We start from the raw sequence: 16978 nt of genomic DNA, 5'->3' as shown, positions 1-16978 counted from the left end.
GAAGAGGGTCAGGCCAGCGCGGCCAGCTCCGCGGGCATTTCGCCGCGCGGGCGCAGATGGTCTTCGATGAACGCAGGCGTGATCTCTTCCATGGTGGAGGGGTTCCAGCGCGGATTGCGGTCCTTGTCGATCAGCACCGCGCGGATGCCCTCGGCAAAGTCCTTGTGCGCGCAGAAGCCCAGCGAAGCCCAGTATTCGAGCCTGAACACCTCGGCCAGCGACATGCGGTGCACGCGCTGCCAGAGTTCGAAGCTCAGGGCAGCCGAACTCGGCGCGCCCTTCACGAAGGTCTTGGATGCGGACTGCAGCCAAGGGTCGTCGCTTTGCAGGTTGCGCAGGCGCTTCGCGATGTCGAGCAGGTCGTCGCCCGCCATCAGCGCGTTGATGGTGTCGTAGTGTTCGCGCACCTTCGACGGCGGCATCTCTGCGCCTTCTCCGGCGTGGGCAAGAATTCGCGACAGCTCGGCGCGGTCGGCCTTCTGCTCGCCGTGCCACTGCGTCGTAGCGATGGCCTCGAGCACCTGGCCCTTGCGCTCGTGCGGCACCAGCACATCGGCCAGTCCGCAGAAGATGGCATCGGCCGCATTGAGATTGGCGGCCGTGAGCGCCAAGAACAGGCCCGTGCGCCCGGGCGTGCGGCGCAGGAACCAGCTGCCGCCCACGTCGGGGTACAGGCCGATGCTGATCTCGGGCATGGCGATGCGGCTTTGCGCCGTGACCACGCGGTGCGAGCAGCCCGACATCAGCCCCACGCCGCCGCCCATCACGATGCCGTGGCCCCAGCACAGAAAGGGTTTGGGAAAGGTGTGGATCAGGTAGTCGAGCTCGTACTCCTCGCGGAAGAAGTCTTCGGCGTAGGTGTTGCGCGCGGGACCGCATTCGAGCAGTGTTTGATACAGCTGGCGCAGGTCGCCGCCGGCGCAGAAGGCCTTTTCGCCGGCCGCCTGCATCAGCACGCCGACGATGCCTTCGTCCTTCGCCCATTCGCGCAGCTTGGGCGTGAGCAGGCGCACCATGTCGACGGACAGCGCGTTGAGCGAAGCGGGTGCGTTGAGCGTGGCGGTGGCAAAGCGCTGGCCGCCGGCGGTCTTGATTTCGTCGAAGAGAACTACGGAGTCGGTCATTGTCTTGAGAGGTTCTGGGTGCGGAGCGTCAGCGGATATCGCTGTCTCCTTCCAGCAATTTTCGCGCAACGATCACACGCATGATCTCGTTGGTGCCTTCGAGAATCTGGTGCACGCGGGTATCGCGCACCAGCCGCTCGAGCGGAAACTCGCTCAGGTAGCCGTAGCCGCCGTGCAGCTGCAGTGCGTCGTTGCAGATGTTGAAGCCCGCATCGGTCGCGAAGCGCTTGGCCATGGCGCAATAGGTGCTGGCGTCGGCGTGGCCTGCATCGAGCTTGCTCGCGGCCAGGCGCACCATCTGCCGCGCCGCCACCAGTTCGGTCGCCATGTCGGCCAGCTTGAACTGCAGCGCCTGGAAGCTCGCGATCGGCTTGCCGAACTGCTGGCGCTCATGCAGGTAGCGGCGCGCCGCGTCGAGCGCGCCCTGCGCCGCGCCCACCGAGCAGGTCGCGATGTTGATGCGCCCGCCGTCCAGCCCCTTCATCGCGATGCGAAAGCCCTCGCCTTCCTTGCCCAGCAGGTTCTCGGCCGGCACGCGCACGTTGTCGAAGTTGATGGCGCGCGTGGGCTGGCTGTTCCAGCCCATCTTGTGCTCTTTCTTGCCATAGCTCACGCCGGGTGCATCGGCCGGCACCGCGAAGGCCGAGATGCCGCCCGCGCCGCCGCCGCCCGTGCGCGCCATCAGCACCAGCACGTCGGTCGCGCCCGCGCCCGAGATGAAGGCCTTGCCGCCGTTGATGACGTACTCGGTGCCTTGCAGCTCGGCGCGTGTCTTGAGCGAACCGGCATCCGAGCCTGCGCCCGGCTCGGTGAGGCAATAGGAAGCGAGCTTGCGCCCGGCCGTCAGGTCTTCACCCCATTGCGCGGCCACGGCATCGGTCGCCCAGGTGCCGAGCATCCAGGTCGCCATGTTGTGGATCGTGATGAAGGCGGTGGTCGAGGGGTCGACGGCCGCCATCTCCTCGAACACCAGCGCCGCATCGAGCCGCGGCAGCCCGAGGCCGCCGACGCGCTCGGGCGCATAGAGTCCGCAGAAGCCCAGCTCGCCGGCCTTGGCGATGGCCTCCTTCGGAAAGATGGCCTCGGCGTCCCACTGCGCCGCATGGGGCGCGAACTCGGCCTGTGCAAAGTCGCGCGCGGTCTGCGCAAAGGCGTTCTGCTCTTCGGACAGTTCGAAGTTCATTGTTGTTCGCGCCCCTTCCAGCGGTCCAGTTCAGCGGTCCGTTTCCGGGTCGATTTCTCCAGGCATGCGCTGAACACGAGCGGCCAGATGGAGCCACCCTCGTTCGCTTTCGAGGCCCGCTTGCAAGCGGGGTCGCGGCCCTTGAGCCAGGCGCGCTGCTCGTTGCGCAGCGCGACGCGCATCTGCGGAGAGAGCGTCTTCATCACTTCGCCATACCGGATGTTGAGCACCGCATCGGCCGCGCGAAAGTCGCGCGCCGCGCAGTCGTTCATCTGCTGCTGGTTGCCATTGGGATCGCAGCCGGCCGCGCCGGCATCGGCGGCCGCCTGCGCCCTGCCGGCGGCGAGCAATGCGACCGCCGCCACCGCGCCCCAGGCCACGACACGAAGCCCGTGCCTCATTTGAGGCTGATCGTGGTGTTGACGCCGTGCGAGACGGTGCTGTCGTCGAACCAGCGTGCCGTCACGGTCTTGGTCTGCGTGTAGAACATGATGACCTGCTTGCCGTACGGGCCCAGGTCGCCGAGCTTCGAGGCACGCGAACCGGTGAAAGAGAACATCGGCACCGGCACCGGAATCGGCACGTTGATGCCGACCTGGCCCACGTCGATGTCTTCCTGGAAGCGGCGAGCGGCGGCGCCGGACTGCGTGAAGATGGCAGTGCCGTTGCCGTTCGGGTTGCTGTTGATCAGCTCGATGGCCTCGTCGATGGTCTCCGCATCGGCCACGCACAGCACCGGTCCGAACACTTCCTGGTCATAGATCGTCATGCCGGGTTTCACGCCCGAGAAGATCGTCGGTCCGACGAAGTTGCCCTTCTCGTAGCCGGGCACGGTGGGCTTGCGGCCGTCGAGCTCGAGCTTGGCGCCGTCGGCCACGCCGCGTTCGATGAGGCCGTTGACGCGCTCGTAGGCGGCGCAAGACACCAGCGGCCCCACGTCCACGCCCTTCTCGGTGCCGGCGCCGATCTTCAGCGTCTTGGCCTTGGCGATCAGCTCGGGCACCCAGTTGCGCGCCTCGCCCACCAGCACCGCCACCGACACCGCCATGCAGCGCTGCCCGGCCGCGCCGAAGCTCGCGCCCGCCAGTGCATTGAGCGTCTGCTCCTTGTTGGCGTCGGGCATGACGATGGCGTGGTTCTTCGCGCCCATCATGCATTGCACGCGCTTGCCGGCCAGCGTGGCGCGGTGGTAGACATGCGTGCCGACCTTGGTCGAGCCGACGAAGCTGATCGCCTTGATGTCCTTGTGGTCGCAGATGCCGTTGACGGTGGCTTCGCCGCCGTGCACCACATTGAGCACACCGGGCGGAATGCCGGCTTCCAGCGCCAGTTCGCACAGGCGCATGGTGACCATCGGGTCTTGCTCCGAAGGCTTCAGCACGAAGGTGTTGCCGGTGACGATGGCCATCGGGAACATCCACAGCGGGATCATCGCGGGGAAGTTGAAGGGCGTGATGCCGGCGCACACGCCCAGCGGCTGCAGCAGTGTGTAGGTGTCGACGCCGTTGGCCACGTTGTTGGCCAGTTCGCCGAGCTGCAGGTTGCCGATGTTCGATGCGTGCTCCACCACCTCGAGGCCGCGGAACACGTCGCCCTCGGCGTCGGGCAGGGTCTTGCCCTGTTCAGCGGTGAGGATGGCGGCCAGCTCGCCCATGTTCTCGCGAATGAGCTGCTGGTACTTCAGAAAGATGCGGGCGCGCGCGCCAAGGGGGGTCTTGCGCCAGGTCTTGAAGGCGTCCTTGGCGGAGGCCACGGCGGCATCGAGTTCAGCCTGCGTCGCAAACGGCACGCGGGCCAGCACTTCCTGCGTGGCCGGGTTGACGATGTCGCGCCATTCGGTGGTCTTCGACTCGACGAACTTGCCGCCGATCAAGAGCTTGACCGTGGCGACTTGGGTCTTGGGGGTGGTGGTGGCGTCCATGGGGTTTTGTCTCCTGTGAATAGGGGCCTGGGTGGCAGGTTCAAGCCGCATCCTAGCTTTGCAGATTTGCCATGACAATAGACAAATATGCGCTATCGCTTTGCAAAAATGCAGAGCGCAACCCGAGGCAACGCGAGCACATGGACTGGGACAACCTTCGCTACTTTCTGGAACTGGCCCGCTCGGGCACGCTGATGAGCGCGGCACGCCGCCTCGAGGTGGACCACACCACGGTGGCGCGACGCATCCAGGCACTCGAAAAGGAAGTGGGCGCGCCGCTTTTCTCGCGGGAAGCCGGTGGGCACCGGCTCACCGAGGCGGGCCGCAAGCTGCAGCCGCAGGTCGAGGCCATGGAGAGCGCATTCCAGGCGGTGGAGAGCACCGCACCGGCTTCGCAGGAAGGTCTGTCGGGGCTGATCCGCATCGGCGCCACCGAGGGCTTCGGCACCGTGGTGCTGGCGCCGCAGCTCGCGCTCTTCGCGCAGCAGCATCCCAAGCTCACCATCGATCTGCTGGCCATGCCGCGGCTGGTGCACCTGTCGCGGCGCGAGGCCGACATCGTGATCTCGCTCGAACGCCCGGCGCGCGGGCCGGTAGTGGTGACCAAGCTCACCGACTACACCTTGCGGCTCTACGCGTCGAAGGCGTACCTGGCCGCGCACAAACCGATCAAGACGCGCGAAGACCTGCGCGGCCACACCTTCATCAGCTACGTGGACGACCTGCTCTTCAGCAAGGAGCTGCAGTACCTCGACGAACTGCACCGCCCCGAAACTTTCGCGTTGCGAAGCACCAGCGTGCTCGCGCAGCATCAAGCCGTCGCAGCGGGAGCGGGCATTGCGGTACTGCCGGCCTTCGTCGCCGACCGGGACAAGGCGCTGCGCCCGGTGCTGCCGGGGCAGGCGAGCTTCACGCGCACGTTCTGGATGTCGATGCCGGTGGAGACCAAGCATCTGGCTCGCATGCAGGCCGTGTGGGAATTCCTGCGCGAAACTGCCACGGCGCAACGAGGGCTTCTCTTGCCTGGCAGCACCGTGGATGCAGCGCCCTGAAAAGCAGCCATAGACACACGAACTGCGTGGTCCCCGCGAGCGGGCTCTCAGGCATACGCGTGTTCCCCAACGAGCCGCTCGAGCGGCTGCGCAGCCTCGCCGACAAGTGCGCGTTGCGCTCGACGCCTAGAACCCCGGCCAGGCCGGCACATGGCTGCCCGGCGGCATCGACGGGCGCGGCCATGCCGCCGGTGTGCGCGACAACTGCGCGCCGTGGCGCAGCGCGGTCAGTTCGCCGAAGCCGGAGGCCGAAGTCTCGAGATAGGGCTTGAGATCGGGCCGGGCGATCGACAGCCCGCCAGACACGCGCCCGAGCCCGCGCAGCCAGTGCCCCGTCTGCGCCAGCGACACCTGCACATGCCAGCTGCCGCCCTCCTGCTGCTGCCGCCAGAGCGCCGCGGCGGCCCCGCAGGCGATCAGGTAGCCCGTGCCCTCGTCGAGGATCTGCATCGGCAGCGGCTTCGGCTGGCCGTCGCCGGCCGCTTCGCCTTCGGCATGGTTGAAGCCCATGGCGGTCTGCACCAGCGAATCGAAGCCGCGGCGATGCGCCCAGGGCCCCTGCGTGCCATAGGCCGTGAGCGACACGCAGACGATGCCGGGCGAGAGCCGCGCGAGTTCCGCCGGTCCGAAACCGAGCGCCGCAATGCCGCCGGGACGATAGCCCTGCACGAAGACGTGCGCCTGCGCGGCGAGTTGCCGCAGCGCGGCGTGGCCCGATTCGGTACGCAGGTCCACATGCGCCGACAGCTTGCCGCGGCTGGTTTCGGCGATGGACTCGATGTTCGGCAGGTGCGGCGAATTGACGAGCATCACGTCGGCGCCATACGCCGCCAGCGCACGGCCACCCACGGGGCCCGCGAGAATGCGCGTCAGGTCGAGTGCGCGCACGCCTTCGAGCGGCCGCTGGTCTTCGCGCAGCGGCGCGAGCGCGAGCGGCGGCGCGTCGCCGATGCGCTCGATCGTGAAGAGCGGTTGTGCCGCAATGGCCTGGCCTTGCGGCGAGGCGTCCCATTGGTCGAAACGGCGCAGCGCGCTCGCCACCAGGCCCTGCGCGGCGGCTGCGTCTTCGAAGTCGAGCGCGCGCCAGGCCGCCATGACCGCCTCGGCATCGGCACGCTTGGCGGTGGCGGGATCGAGCTTCATCAGCCGCAGCGCCTCGTCGCGGTGGTGCGCGAAGTTCGCGTGAATGCGCACCCAGCCGTCGGCGCAACGGTACGGCCCGGAAAAGGTGTCCCACAGGTCGGGCACGCGGCCGTCGAGGCTGAACCATCCGGTGCAGTCGAGCGCCGCGTGCCGCATGTCGACGGCGACCTGCTGGCGCCCGGCGCCGCGCAGATGCCCCAGTTCACACGCCGCGAGCGCAGCCGCCGCCATGGTGCTCTGCGCGGCCGCGCCCACCGCGAAAGACGAGGGCAGCACCGGGTCTTCACCCGTGAGCCGCACCTGTTGCAGGGCCTCGACCGGCAGTCGCGCGTGCCGCCAGATGCTGTCCAGAGCTTCGCTCGCGTTCATTTCGTTTCTCCAGAATGTCCAAAGCAAAAAAGCAGGGCCCGCTCTCGCGGCCCTGCCCTTCGTCGTCGTTGCGTTGGCGCCCCTTACTGGATCAGCTTGGCGCCGGTCTTGGCCTGCAGCGTGTCGAAGCTCACGCCCGGCGCAAGCTCGACCACCTTGAGGCCTTCGGGCACCACGTCCATTACAGCCAGGTCGGTGATGATGCGGTCGACCACGCCCACGCCCGTCAGCGGCAGCGTGCATTGCTCGAGGATCTTGAAGTCTTCAGTGCCGTCTTTCTTCTTGGCGACGTGCTCCATGAGCACGATCACGCGCTTCACGCCGGCCACGAGATCCATGGCGCCGCCCATGCCCTTCACCATCTTGCCGGGGATCATCCAGTTGGCGAGGTCGCCCTTCACGCTGACCTGCATGGCGCCGAGAATCGAGAGATTGATCTTGCCGCCGCGGATCATCGCGAAGCTGTCATGGCTGCCGAAGATGGCCGAGCCCGGCAGCGTGGTGACGGTCTGCTTGCCGGCGTTGATCAGGTCGGCATCGACCTGGTCTTCGGTCGGGAACGGGCCGATGCCGAGCATGCCGTTCTCGCTTTGCAGCCACACTTCCTTGTCGCCGACGAAGTTGGCCACCAGCGTGGGAATGCCGATGCCCAGGTTCACGTAGAAGCCGTCTTCGAGTTCTTGCGCCGCACGCGCGGCCATTTGGTCTTGGGTCCAGGGCATCTCAGGCTCCTTTGTTGTTCTTGACGGGGGCGGGCACTTCGCTGCCGGCGGCGGCTTGCGCGATGGCGGCCTGCGCCTCGACCTTGGCGGCCGCGGCATCCACCGGCACTGCGGCACTCACCGTGCGCTTCTCGATCCGCTTTTCGGGCGTGGCGTTGAGCACGATGCGGTGCACGTAGATGCCGGGCAGGTGAATGTCGTCCGGCGCGAGTTCGCCCACTTCGACGATCTTCTCGACCTCGACGATGCAGATCTTGCCGGCCATGGCGGCGGCGGGGTTGAAGTTGCGCGCCGTGAGGCGGAAGCGCAGGTTGCCCGACTTGTCGGCCACGTCGGCCTTCACCAGCGCCACGTCGGGCACCAGCGAGCGCTCCATCACGTAGGTTTCGCCGTCGAACTCGCGCAGTTCCTTGCCCTCGGCCACTTGCGTGCCGACACCGGTCTTGGTGAAGAAGGCCGGAATGCCCGCGCCGCCCGCGCGCAGCTTCTCGGCCAGCGTGCCCTGGGGCGTGAATTCGAGGGCGAGTTCGCCCGCGAGGTACTGGCGCTCGAACTCCTTGTTCTCGCCCACGTACGACGCGATCATCTTCTTGATCTGGCGCGTCTCGAGCAGCTTGCCGAGGCCGAAGCCATCGACGCCCGCGTTGTTCGAGATGACGGTGAGGTTCTGCACGCCGGTGTCCTTGAGCGCATCGATCAGCGCCTCGGGAATGCCGCACAGGCCGAAGCCGCCGACCGCGAGCATCTGCCCGTCGGCCACGACCCCCTTGAGTGCCGCGTCTGCGGAGGGATAAATCTTGTTCACTCGGGCTCCTTGATGGATGGTGGAGAGTTGGCAAAAGCTTTGAAGAGCCTTGAACGATACTACGTACTCGCATACGTAGTATTTCGTAATGGTGACCCCCGATGCCCGAGATCGATTACCGGCTGGCCTTTGAGCATGCACCCGTCGGCATGGTGGTGTCGAGCAACCGCACCATCGTGGCCTGCAACGAGCGCGTGTGCGAGATCTTCGGCGCAACGCCCTCGGCACTGGTCGGGCATTCGTTCAGCATTCTGTATCCGAGCGTGGCCGAGTTCGAGCGCATCGGCAAGCGCATGGAGCCGTTCCTGAACGCCAGCGGCCGCTATGCCGACAACCGCATGATGAAGCGCCTCGGGGGCCTGCATGGCGCCATCGCGGGCGAGACCTTCTGGTGCCATGTCACGGGACACGCCATGAACCGGGCCGCGCCGCACGAAGCCGGCATCTGGACCTTCGAAGACCTCGGCTCGCGCCGCGCCGTGAAGGCCGAGCTCACGCCGCGCGAGCGCGAGGTGGCCGCGCAGGTGATGCGCGGGCTCACGTCCAAGGAGATCGGCAAGGCACTGGGCATCAGCCACCGCACGGTGGAACTGCACCGGGCGCGGCTGATGCGCAAGTACGCGGCGGCCACCACGGCGGAGCTGGTGCAGAAGCTCATTGCGGGCTAATTCTTCGGAGCTACCCTGAGCCGATCCCGCGCCGATCGTTGCAAAAACGGAAACGCGGTATCGCGCAAAGGCATGTGCCGGAGCGCCCTGCAATGCCTATCGTGGAGGCATGCGGGCAAGTTGCCCGCAGCCACTCAGGAGCCGATATGACCACACCTCTTCATTCCGACAAGAACCTTCTGCTCTCGCCCAAGCTGTCGCTTGCACGGGCGCATGCACTGGCCTCCCACCGGCTGCCGGTGACGCTGACCCTCGCGGCCATCATCCTGTCGGTGCTCGGCGTCAAGCCGTAGACCGGTCACCCGGGCTGAGACCGCTCAGCCCGAAGGCCGGAGCTTGTTCGCCTTACTTGCTCTCTACTTCTTCCTGGCCAGCGCGGGCTTGGCGGCCGGCAGCGGCGCTTCCGGTGCCTTGACCCATCCGCGCAGCAAAACGCCCAGGAAGAGACCGCCCGCGAAGATCGCCCAGTACATCCACACCGGCATGTTCTCCATGCCGCTGTGCAGGTTCATGCCGAAGGCGGCGCCGACGGCCATCAACGGAAAGGTCAGCGCCGCGATGGTGTTGAGCTTGTGCTGCGCGCGGCTGACTTCCCGGCTCGAGCGCGCCTGCGCCTCAGCCGCGTGCGCGAGCCGGTAGTCGAGCGACATGCGGGTATCGGCCAGCAGCAGTTCCATGCCGCGCGTGATCTCGACCGCGAGGTCTCGCAGATCGATCAGCATCAGGTCGTCCTTGACGGCCTCGCGCGCCGCCTGCAAGGTGGCCTGCAGGTTCATCGCGGCGCGGGTCAGCGGAATGAGCGGGCCGAGAACTTGGAACAGATCTTCCGAAGTTTCAGCGGCTGCGTGCCTGGCCTCAAAAGTTCCCAGCGCCGCGCGATAGCTTTCGAGCAGCTTGGCGAAGGCCCGTTCGCCGGGGTTGTTGCCCTTGTGGAACCAGGCCCCGTCCGGCTTGCGCAGGAACACCGCGGGCTTGCGCTCCGCACCCGGGCCGGCAGGCGGTTCGTGCAGGATCACCAGCAGATGGCCTTGCTCGTGAATGATGCGTTGCGCGCCGTAGCTGGCGCCTCCCAGCCGCTGCTGGATTTCGGCCGGCAGTTCCCAGTCGTAGTCGATTCTTCTTGGCATCAGGCGGCCTGCAGTTCTTTCCACAAGGTGTCGAATTCGTCCGCAAAGCGGCGCACGAGCGAGGGGTCGTTGCTCAGGACCACGTTTTCCTCGTTGTGCTCGCAGGCGCTGCGGGTCCAGTTGTAGCTGCCGTTCAGCAACCGTGCGCCATCAAAGATCGCGAACTTGTGGTGCATGTGGGCTTCGGTGCGGTCTACCGCGATCGGGATGCCGGCCGCGCGCAACTGGCCCACGTCGCTGCCGCGGTCGAACTCCTTGTCGTTGTCGGTAATGAAGCGCACCGCCACGCCGCGCCTGTACGCGGCCAGCACCTCAGCGGTGATGCGGTCGTCCGACAGCGTGAAGACGCACAGGTCGACCGAGCGCTTGGCGGTCTTCAATTGCTGGTTGATCGCCTGCAGGCAAGCGGTACCCGGACTGAAAAAGGCCTGCGAGTGCACCGCAACGGCATCGGGCGAGCGGCCGGTGTCGATTGCGCGGACCACGCCTTCTAGCCATTTGAGCAGGGACAACTGCTCCGGGTCGGCGGTGCGGGCGCGCACCAGGTCGAAGGCCCGGTTGCGCAACTGGCGCAAGCCGTCTTCGGGCGGCGAGGCTTCGCGCAACGTGTGCACCAGCACGCGGCGCTCGTCGTCGCTCAGGCGTGCGTCCGCCATGGTGGCGTCCAGCTGGGCCAGGAGTTCGGGAAGGGCCGACATGTCAGTGGTTCTCCGTTTTGCTGCGCCCGTCTTGGGGCTGTTGTTCAGGGTGCTGTTTTTGGGGGCGCTGCTGTTCAGGGCGCGTGCACAGGCCACCGGGTACTCCCCTCCGCGAATGTCCCCCGGCTTCGCCTCCTCCTTGATTTCGCTGCGAGGAGCACCCGATGCCCTGTGCACCTGGACGCTCTGCTGGTGCACCGCTGATCAACGACCGCTCTTTGCAACGCGCCCGCTGGCGGGGTGCCTTGCGCAGCGAAATCAAGGGGGAGGCCGCAGGCCGGAGGACATTCGCGGAGCAAGGTACCCCGTCGGCGGGAGCGCGCCCTGAACGCGGCATCAGACGTGCAACGACGCACAGAGAAAGGCAACGCTTCATTCCTAGCTCTCCGGGTCCGGCTTCGGTGCACGCCTGGTAGCGCCGCGCGCAGCCTGCGCTTCAGCCGCAAGCCGCTCCATGTCCTGCTTGATCGACCGGTCGAGTTCGAGCCGGCGTTCGGTGGCGGTCACCAGCGGCAGGATCAGCTCGCGGTAGGTCACGGCGATCTGCAGCATCGCGTCGGCCAGGCGCTGGCCTTCGTTCGGCCCTTCGGCCGCCGGCTTGGGCTTGAGTGCATCGACCGCGCGCGCCACGTCGAGCATGCTGCTCGCGATGCGCTGGCTGCCGTCGACGTCGTCGCCACCGAGCTTTTTCTTTCGCACGAACTCTTCGCAGATCGCCGTCCAGCGCGCGCTTTCCTCCGGCGTGGGACTGCCCAGCAGCTGTGCGAGGCGAAGCAGGTTTTCTTCCGCGCCGGTGGTCAGGGTCTGCGCCTCGCCGCGGTAGTGGTCGCGCAGCAAAGCATCGAGCTCGTCGTCGCGCATCAGCGCGGTGATCTTGCCCGCAAGCTTGGTCATGTTGCGGTAGCTGCCCTGCAGCTTGAACGGCGGCGCGGTGCGGTAGGCCTCCTGCTGCGCCGCCGATTCGATGTACGCGAGGTTGACCTTCAGCAGCAGGTCGCGCGCACGGAACAATCGCTGCAGCAGCGCCTTGATCTCTTCGAGCTCGACTGCGCTGTAGGCGTGCGACAGCGCGCTGCTCGGCACCTCGTGCCCCTGCGCCATTTTCACCAGCAGCTGCACGTCCTTGGGGTCGCGCGAGGCCAGCGGCATCAGCGTGAGGTTGGAGGTCAGGCTGTTCTCGATGTACGAAAGCGCAAAGGCCGCTTCGCGTCCCGAGAGCACATCGCCGAGGTTGTAGATGTCCGCCCGGTTGGCCAGCATGTCCGGAATCTTGAACACGTCGCCCGACTCGGTGTACGGGTTGCCGGCCATCACGATTGCGAAGCGCTTGCCGCGCATGTCGTAGCTGCGCGGCTCGCCATTCCACACGCCTTCGATACGGCGCGTGCCGTCGGCCAGCGCAATGAACTTCTGCAGAAACTCGGGGCTGGTGTGCTGGATGTCGTCCAGGTACAGCATCACGTTGCTGCCCATCGCGAGGCCGAGGTTGAGCTTTTCGAGCTCTTGCCGCGCCGCGCTGTTCGGCGCGTTGGCCGGGTCGATGGCGGTCACGCCGTGGCCCAGAGCCGGGCAGTTGATGCGCACGAAGATCAGGCCCAGCCGGTCCGCCACGTACTCCATCAGCGTGGTCTTGCCGTAGCCGGGCGGCGAAATCAGCAGCAGCAAGCCCATGCGATCGGTGCGGCTGCCTTCGCCCGCCGAGCCGATCTGCTTGGAGAGGTTGTCGCCGATGATGGGCAGGTAAAGCTCGTCGATCAACTGGTTGCGCACGAAGGTCGAGAGCGGCTTGGCCTGGAACTGGCCCAGCTTGAGGCGGGCCTTCTCGCGTTCGAGCAGCTCGTGCCGCAGGCTGTGCAGCGCTTCGTAGCCCGGCACCGCGTGGGTGGTGTGGAACAGGAAGCGGCGCCAGAAGTCGTTCAGGTTCAGCGTCGTGCGGCCGTCGGTCACGCGCGGATGCTCGCCGCGCAAACCCTCGACCGTGCGGTCGAGCGCCGCGTTGACGCGCGTGCGTTGCAGCGGCATGGCGAGCACGCTGGCCGCGTCGTCGGCCCAGTCGACCGACTGCGGCGCCTGGTGGGTGGCGTAGGCACGCACCCAGTCGCGCGCCAGGCGCCAGCGCTCCGCGGGCGGTGCGGCGTCGAGGTCGTGCTGCCAGGCCTCGCGGCGGCCACCGCGCTCGAGCTCGCGCAGCAGCGCGGCCGCCAGGTCTTCACCGGCGCCCGACACGGCCCAGGTTTCGCCGCCGTGCGCACCCGCAAGCTCGCGCACGAGGTAGGCCGCGGCCTGGTCGCACAGGGTCGCCACGCGGCCCTGGTGCGCGTGGCGCTCTTCGTCGTCGGCCGTCTCGGCAATCGGCAAGAGGTCGGGCAGCACGTCGCGCGCGAAATGGTTCAATGAACGCGCGGTGTCGGCTTCGAGTTGCTCCAGCGCATCGCGCCGGCCGAACAGGGTGTTCATCTGCATCGCGGCGCGTGCGCGCCGCAGCAGCGATTCGCGGTGCGCGATCAGGTGGCCGTGCTGCCAGTAGAGCAAGGCCAAGGCCCGCTCGGTCGGGCCCCAGGCGAGCAAGCCGGCCTGGTCCTGCATCGCGACGAGCGCACCCAGCAGGCGCAGCGCATCGTCATCGTGAATGCCCTTCTGATAGCCCTCCTGGTAGCGCGCGGCTGCGAAGCGGCGCACCATTTCGAGCAGCTGCGGATGCACAGGGTCTTCGGTGAGGAGCGTGACCACTTCGGCCCAGGTGCGTTCGGCCTTGCCGCCCTGCAACGACTCCAGCAGGCGCCCGGCCAGGTATTCGGCGCGCGACAGTTCGGGTGTTTCCGACACCAGCGCCTGGTTCCAGTAGCGCTGGAGCGGCAGCAACCGGGGTTCGTCCACCGGGCTCAGGTAATCGGTGCCGGTCACCTGGTAAGCCATTCCGCTGTCCCGGGCCACCAGCGTCAGGTCGACCGGCTGGCGGTGCACGGTGAAGGCATGGCGCCCCAGGCGCAGGGTGTCGCCGCCCTCGCTCACCAACTCGCGCTTGTCGCGAATGGAACGCAGGGCCTGGTCGCGCGCGGTCTTCAGGCGCGTATCGAGCTCGTCGGCCGGCACGGCGGCGCCCAGCGTGCGCAGGTCGGCGATCAGCGTGCGCAGCTTGCCGATCATCGGGTCGGCCGCGAAGTAGCTGTGAACCTGCGCGAGGTCGGCCAGCTGCGCGATACGGCGCGGAATGCCGTCGAGGATGCGGCCCGCCGCATCGACCACGCCCTGCGCGCGGCGCTGACGGGCTTCGACCAGGCTCTGGCGGCGCGCGGACAGCGCTTCGTAGACGGTTTCGCGCTTCTCGGCGATGTCGGCCAGAAAGTCTTCCTGCTCGGCGAAGCGGCCTTCGATTTCTTCGAGTTGCGCCAGGAGGCGCGTGAGCGCGTCGTCGCACTTCTCGGGCGTATCGGCGAACTCCAGCGCGTTCTCGACCGCCTGGTTGAAGAGCTTGAACTGCGCGCCGAACTCGGCGCGCGCCTCGGTCGCGCCCAGCGACTTGCGCCGCATCCGCGCATCGGCGCGCATGCGGTTGATGTCGGCGTAGATCAGCGAGATGCGGTCGAGAATCGACGTGCGGATGACCGCATCGCCGCCCGGCAGGCTGCCGAGCTGCTCGGTCAACAGGTCGAGGCCGGCCGCCTGTTCGTCGAGCGTCGCGAGCATTTGGCCGAGCGCGGGCGAGGTGGCCAGGTTGGGCAGGTCGAGCGCGAGCTTGTCGAGCGCCTGGCGCTGGCCGTTGAAGGCCGTGTCGGCGGCCAGGAACTGCATCGCGCGCTCGCCGATGCGCTGCTGCTCGGTCTCCAGCGCCGCGTCCATGGCGGCGATGCGCGGCAGGTCGGCATAGCGCAGCTCCTTGAGCATCTGCAGCGCGCCGCGCCTCTCGCGCAGGCGTCCCAAGGCCTTCACGAAATCGTCGGGGGCGCGCCAAAGCGTGCTGGCGATGTCCACCATCAGCGCGTGCTGCTCGTCTTCCGCGCGGGCCAGCGCACGCGCGGTCTCGCGGCGGATGGTGTCGACTTTCTCGAACTCGGCCAGCGTGCTGCGCGCCACGTCGGCAATGCTGCGCAGTTCGCCCATCAGGCCGGCCGCCTCGGCTGCGTCGAGCCAGAAGTAGGCGTCGCTCACGCGGGTGCACTGGCGGATCAGGTCTTCGTAGGCGGCGCGCGTGGGCGCCTGCTCGCGCACCGCACGGGCAATGCCCATCAGGTCGCTCACGCCCCGCACCAGTTCGGCATTGCCGATCTTGCCGAAGAAGCCGGTGGCGGGCGGCTGCGCGCTCACGTGCTCCTCGCTGGCAAACGGCGTTTGCCACAGCTGCATCGGATGCACGCGCGTCGGCTCGCCGTCCTCGCCGTTGAACACCAGGATGCGGCCGTCGGCAAAGCGCGCGTAGCCGTTGGCGATGATCGGCGTAGCGAGCTTCTTGTCGATCAGGTTGTAGTTGAAGAGCGCGTAGCGGCCCGGCTTCGGATCGTAGAAGACATAGGCTACGTCTTCCCCGTTGGGCGAGCGCAGCATGCGCTTGAAGCGCAGGCTTTCCACCACCTCGCCCGGCAGGTCGAAGCGCTTGTACTCGCCCGATTGCAGGTAGTAGCCGCCCGGAAAAATGATGCCGTGGTCTTCGGGCAACTGAACGCAGGAGCCGCCGATGGCATCGATGCGCTCGACCTGCTGCGTGCGGATGTTGAAGACCAGGTAGCGTGTGACCTGCTCGCGGTAGGGCTTGACGCGCAGCAGGATCAGCATGCCGAGCTTGGCCCACGAAATCTCGGCGTCGGTGAGCGACTGGCTCTTGTCTTCCACCGGCTCGCTGTAGATGCCGAGCCCGGTTTCGGTGTTGTTCTCGATCTTGACCGTGAGGTCGCCGCCCAGGGTTTCGACGAACACCGTGTCGAGCACGTTCACATGGGGGTGCTTTCCGCCCACGTGGTCTTCGCGCGTGGCAACGGTCCATTCGAAGTCGTGGCTCGCGGGCAGCGCGATGTCGCGCTCGCCGCGGTTGTCGATGTAGTGGATGCCGCCGTCGCGCTCGATGGCCCAGCGGAACACGCGTACGTCGGTCAGCTGCTGGCCGATGCGGAAGGACGCCAGCAGCTTGTCCTGCGTGACGCGCAGCTGCAGCATCGTGGCCTGCTTGTAGTAGGCGTAGAGCTCGCGAAAGTCGGAAACGAAGCGCGTGTCTTCGAGGAAGGTGCCGGCCAGGGGCACTGGCTGCAGCTCGTCGTTCTCGGTGGCCGCCTCTCCAGGCATAGCCAGGCGGTAAAGCCCGAACACGTCGCTCACGGCCGTTTCCTTGCGCAGGCCGATGAACACGTTGTAGCCGAACAGCAGCAGGTCGCCGATGCGCACGATGTCACGCGCCACGGCGTTGTTCTCGGTGCGCGCGCGGGTTCGCAGCACCAGCGTCTGTTCGGAGCGGCCGAACTCGGCCAGGCGCTGCTCGTTGAGCGCCCGCGTCTTCTTCAGCAGGCCCTCGCCCTGGGTTTCGAGCCGCTTCTTCAGCAGGTCGTAGCTACCGCTGCCGGACACCAGGGACTCGGTCTGGTCGGTTGCGGCCGCCTGAGCGCTTCCGGGCGCTCCCGTTTCGTCAGTGGGTTGCATGGATTGGCGCGGTCAGTCCACGCGCAGCAAAGCGAGCAGTTCGTCGCGGTGGGGCTGGGTGTCGAGCCAGGCGCGGATGCGGTCCAGCTCGTCGATGCAGTCATTGCCGTAGCGGCGGCGCAGTGCGGCAAGCCGCACCTCGCGCACTTCTTCGGTCTGCAGCCGGCGCTGCCAGCCGTCGGACAGCAGTTCGTCGAGCCGGCCGGCCAGGCCGCGGCTCACGAGCGCAGGCCATTCGCCCTGGTCGAACCAGAGGTTCTGGCAGGCAATGCAACGGTCGATGCGAAAGTCGGGCCCGGCGCTCACGCGCAGGCGCTGCATGAGCCGGTCGCATTCGGGGCAGTGCCGCACAGCGGCGGCATCGAACACTTCGATGACCTCGTCATCGATGGCATGGGGCTCCCGCGCAGGGTCGGCGGCCTTCCAGGCGCGCCAGTCGTCCATGGCCATGACCATGCCGCGGCAGTCGGTGCAATTCACCGCCAGCAGCGCTTCGGCCAACGCAACGGGTTGCATCGACCCGTGTGCGGAGCAACTGCAT

General features: G+C 67.3%; 14 protein-coding genes. 3 read left to right on the top strand and 11 right to left on the bottom strand.

Annotated elements, in window-relative coordinates:
- Positions 1-8: 8 nt before the first annotated feature.
- The 4 genes from QFZ42_RS07085 to QFZ42_RS07070 are packed head-to-tail and all read right to left on the bottom strand — an operon-like array spanning position 9 to position 4228.
- Positions 9-1124, bottom strand: a complete 1116-nt coding sequence (locus QFZ42_RS07085) for an enoyl-CoA hydratase/isomerase family protein (RefSeq protein ID WP_307700284.1) — start codon at positions 1122-1124, stop codon at positions 9-11.
- Between the two features lie 28 nt (positions 1125-1152).
- On the bottom strand, positions 1153-2307 hold the full coding sequence (locus QFZ42_RS07080) for an acyl-CoA dehydrogenase family protein (protein WP_307700283.1): 1155 nt from the start codon (positions 2305-2307) through the stop codon (positions 1153-1155).
- The gene (locus QFZ42_RS07075; RefSeq protein ID WP_307700282.1) at positions 2304-2687 is read right to left on the bottom strand and encodes a lysozyme inhibitor LprI family protein; all 384 of its coding nucleotides are present in this window, start codon (positions 2685-2687) and stop codon (positions 2304-2306) included. Before QFZ42_RS07075 ends, QFZ42_RS07080 begins: the two co-directional genes overlap by 4 nt.
- 17 nt (positions 2688-2704) lie before the next feature.
- The gene (locus tag QFZ42_RS07070) at positions 2705-4228 is read right to left on the bottom strand and encodes a CoA-acylating methylmalonate-semialdehyde dehydrogenase (protein WP_307700281.1); all 1524 of its coding nucleotides are present in this window, start codon (positions 4226-4228) and stop codon (positions 2705-2707) included.
- A 140-nt stretch (positions 4229-4368) separates the two neighbouring features.
- Between QFZ42_RS07070 and QFZ42_RS07065 the strand changes: the two genes are divergently transcribed.
- Positions 4369-5280: a LysR family transcriptional regulator gene (locus tag QFZ42_RS07065; protein WP_307700280.1), complete on the top strand. Its 912-nt coding sequence runs from the start codon at positions 4369-4371 to the stop codon at positions 5278-5280.
- A gap of 126 nt (positions 5281-5406) precedes the next feature.
- Here QFZ42_RS07065 and QFZ42_RS07060 read toward each other — a convergent pair whose 3' ends face one another.
- The 3 genes from QFZ42_RS07060 to QFZ42_RS07050 form a co-directional block, all read right to left on the bottom strand.
- Positions 5407-6792 (bottom strand): CoA transferase, encoded by a 1386-nt coding sequence (locus tag QFZ42_RS07060; protein ID WP_307700279.1) that lies wholly within the window; start codon positions 6790-6792, stop codon positions 5407-5409.
- An 83-nt stretch (positions 6793-6875) separates the two neighbouring features.
- Positions 6876-7514 carry a 3-oxoacid CoA-transferase subunit B gene (locus QFZ42_RS07055; protein WP_307700278.1) on the bottom strand — a complete coding sequence of 213 codons (639 nt, stop codon included), beginning with the start codon at positions 7512-7514 and terminating at the stop codon, positions 6876-6878.
- A 1-nt stretch (position 7515) separates the two neighbouring features.
- Complete coding sequence (locus QFZ42_RS07050) at positions 7516-8319, bottom strand: CoA transferase subunit A (protein ID WP_307700277.1); 804 nt, start codon at positions 8317-8319, stop codon at positions 7516-7518.
- Positions 8320-8420: 101 nt separating this feature from the next.
- On the opposite strand from QFZ42_RS07050, the gene QFZ42_RS07045 reads away from it, so the two are divergent.
- Positions 8421-8987, top strand: a complete 567-nt coding sequence (locus QFZ42_RS07045) for a LuxR C-terminal-related transcriptional regulator (protein ID WP_021007927.1) — start codon at positions 8421-8423, stop codon at positions 8985-8987.
- A 146-nt stretch (positions 8988-9133) separates the two neighbouring features.
- On the top strand, positions 9134-9280 hold the full coding sequence (locus QFZ42_RS07040; protein WP_307700276.1) for a hypothetical protein: 147 nt from the start codon (positions 9134-9136) through the stop codon (positions 9278-9280).
- A gap of 63 nt (positions 9281-9343) precedes the next feature.
- On the opposite strand, the gene QFZ42_RS07035 is transcribed toward QFZ42_RS07040, so the two are convergent.
- From QFZ42_RS07035 to QFZ42_RS07020, 4 genes are all read right to left on the bottom strand, one after another.
- Positions 9344-10114 (bottom strand): hypothetical protein, encoded by a 771-nt coding sequence (locus QFZ42_RS07035; RefSeq protein ID WP_307700275.1) that lies wholly within the window; start codon positions 10112-10114, stop codon positions 9344-9346.
- Positions 10114-10812 carry a phospholipase D-like domain-containing protein gene (locus QFZ42_RS07030; RefSeq protein ID WP_307700274.1) on the bottom strand — a complete coding sequence of 233 codons (699 nt, stop codon included), beginning with the start codon at positions 10810-10812 and terminating at the stop codon, positions 10114-10116. The genes QFZ42_RS07035 and QFZ42_RS07030 overlap by 1 nt, the downstream gene beginning before the upstream one ends.
- A 378-nt stretch (positions 10813-11190) precedes the next feature.
- Positions 11191-16437 carry a DNA repair ATPase gene (locus tag QFZ42_RS07025; RefSeq protein WP_307700273.1) on the bottom strand — a complete coding sequence of 1749 codons (5247 nt, stop codon included), beginning with the start codon at positions 16435-16437 and terminating at the stop codon, positions 11191-11193.
- Between the two features lie 12 nt (positions 16438-16449).
- A complete protein-coding gene (locus tag QFZ42_RS07020; protein ID WP_307700272.1) occupies positions 16450-16953 on the bottom strand; it encodes a zf-TFIIB domain-containing protein in 504 nt (167 codons plus the stop codon).
- Positions 16954-16978 lie beyond the last annotated feature (25 nt).

The sequence above is a fragment of the Variovorax paradoxus genome, from assembly GCF_030815855.1.
Taxonomy (GTDB): domain Bacteria; phylum Pseudomonadota; class Gammaproteobacteria; order Burkholderiales; family Burkholderiaceae_C; genus Variovorax; species Variovorax paradoxus_M.
This window is presented reverse-complemented; position numbering and strand designations above follow the sequence as displayed.

Coding starts and splice junctions, on each gene's coding strand:
- QFZ42_RS07080 (WP_307700283.1), bottom strand. CDS start 2,307: ATGAACTTCGAACTGTCCGAAGAGCAGAACGCCTTTGCGCAGACCGCG.
- QFZ42_RS07045 (WP_021007927.1), top strand. CDS start 8,421: ATGCCCGAGATCGATTACCGGCTGGCCTTTGAGCATGCACCCGTCGGC.
- QFZ42_RS07065 (WP_307700280.1), top strand. CDS start 4,369: ATGGACTGGGACAACCTTCGCTACTTTCTGGAACTGGCCCGCTCGGGC.
- QFZ42_RS07040 (WP_307700276.1), top strand. CDS start 9,134: ATGACCACACCTCTTCATTCCGACAAGAACCTTCTGCTCTCGCCCAAG.
- QFZ42_RS07055 (WP_307700278.1), bottom strand. CDS start 7,514: ATGCCCTGGACCCAAGACCAAATGGCCGCGCGTGCGGCGCAAGAACTC.
- QFZ42_RS07060 (WP_307700279.1), bottom strand. CDS start 6,792: ATGAACGCGAGCGAAGCTCTGGACAGCATCTGGCGGCACGCGCGACTG.
- QFZ42_RS07070 (WP_307700281.1), bottom strand. CDS start 4,228: ATGGACGCCACCACCACCCCCAAGACCCAAGTCGCCACGGTCAAGCTC.
- QFZ42_RS07085 (WP_307700284.1), bottom strand. CDS start 1,124: ATGACCGACTCCGTAGTTCTCTTCGACGAAATCAAGACCGCCGGCGGC.
- QFZ42_RS07030 (WP_307700274.1), bottom strand. CDS start 10,812: ATGTCGGCCCTTCCCGAACTCCTGGCCCAGCTGGACGCCACCATGGCG.
- QFZ42_RS07035 (WP_307700275.1), bottom strand. CDS start 10,114: ATGCCAAGAAGAATCGACTACGACTGGGAACTGCCGGCCGAAATCCAG.
- QFZ42_RS07025 (WP_307700273.1), bottom strand. CDS start 16,437: ATGCAACCCACTGACGAAACGGGAGCGCCCGGAAGCGCTCAGGCGGCC.
- QFZ42_RS07020 (WP_307700272.1), bottom strand. CDS start 16,953: ATGCAACCCGTTGCGTTGGCCGAAGCGCTGCTGGCGGTGAATTGCACC.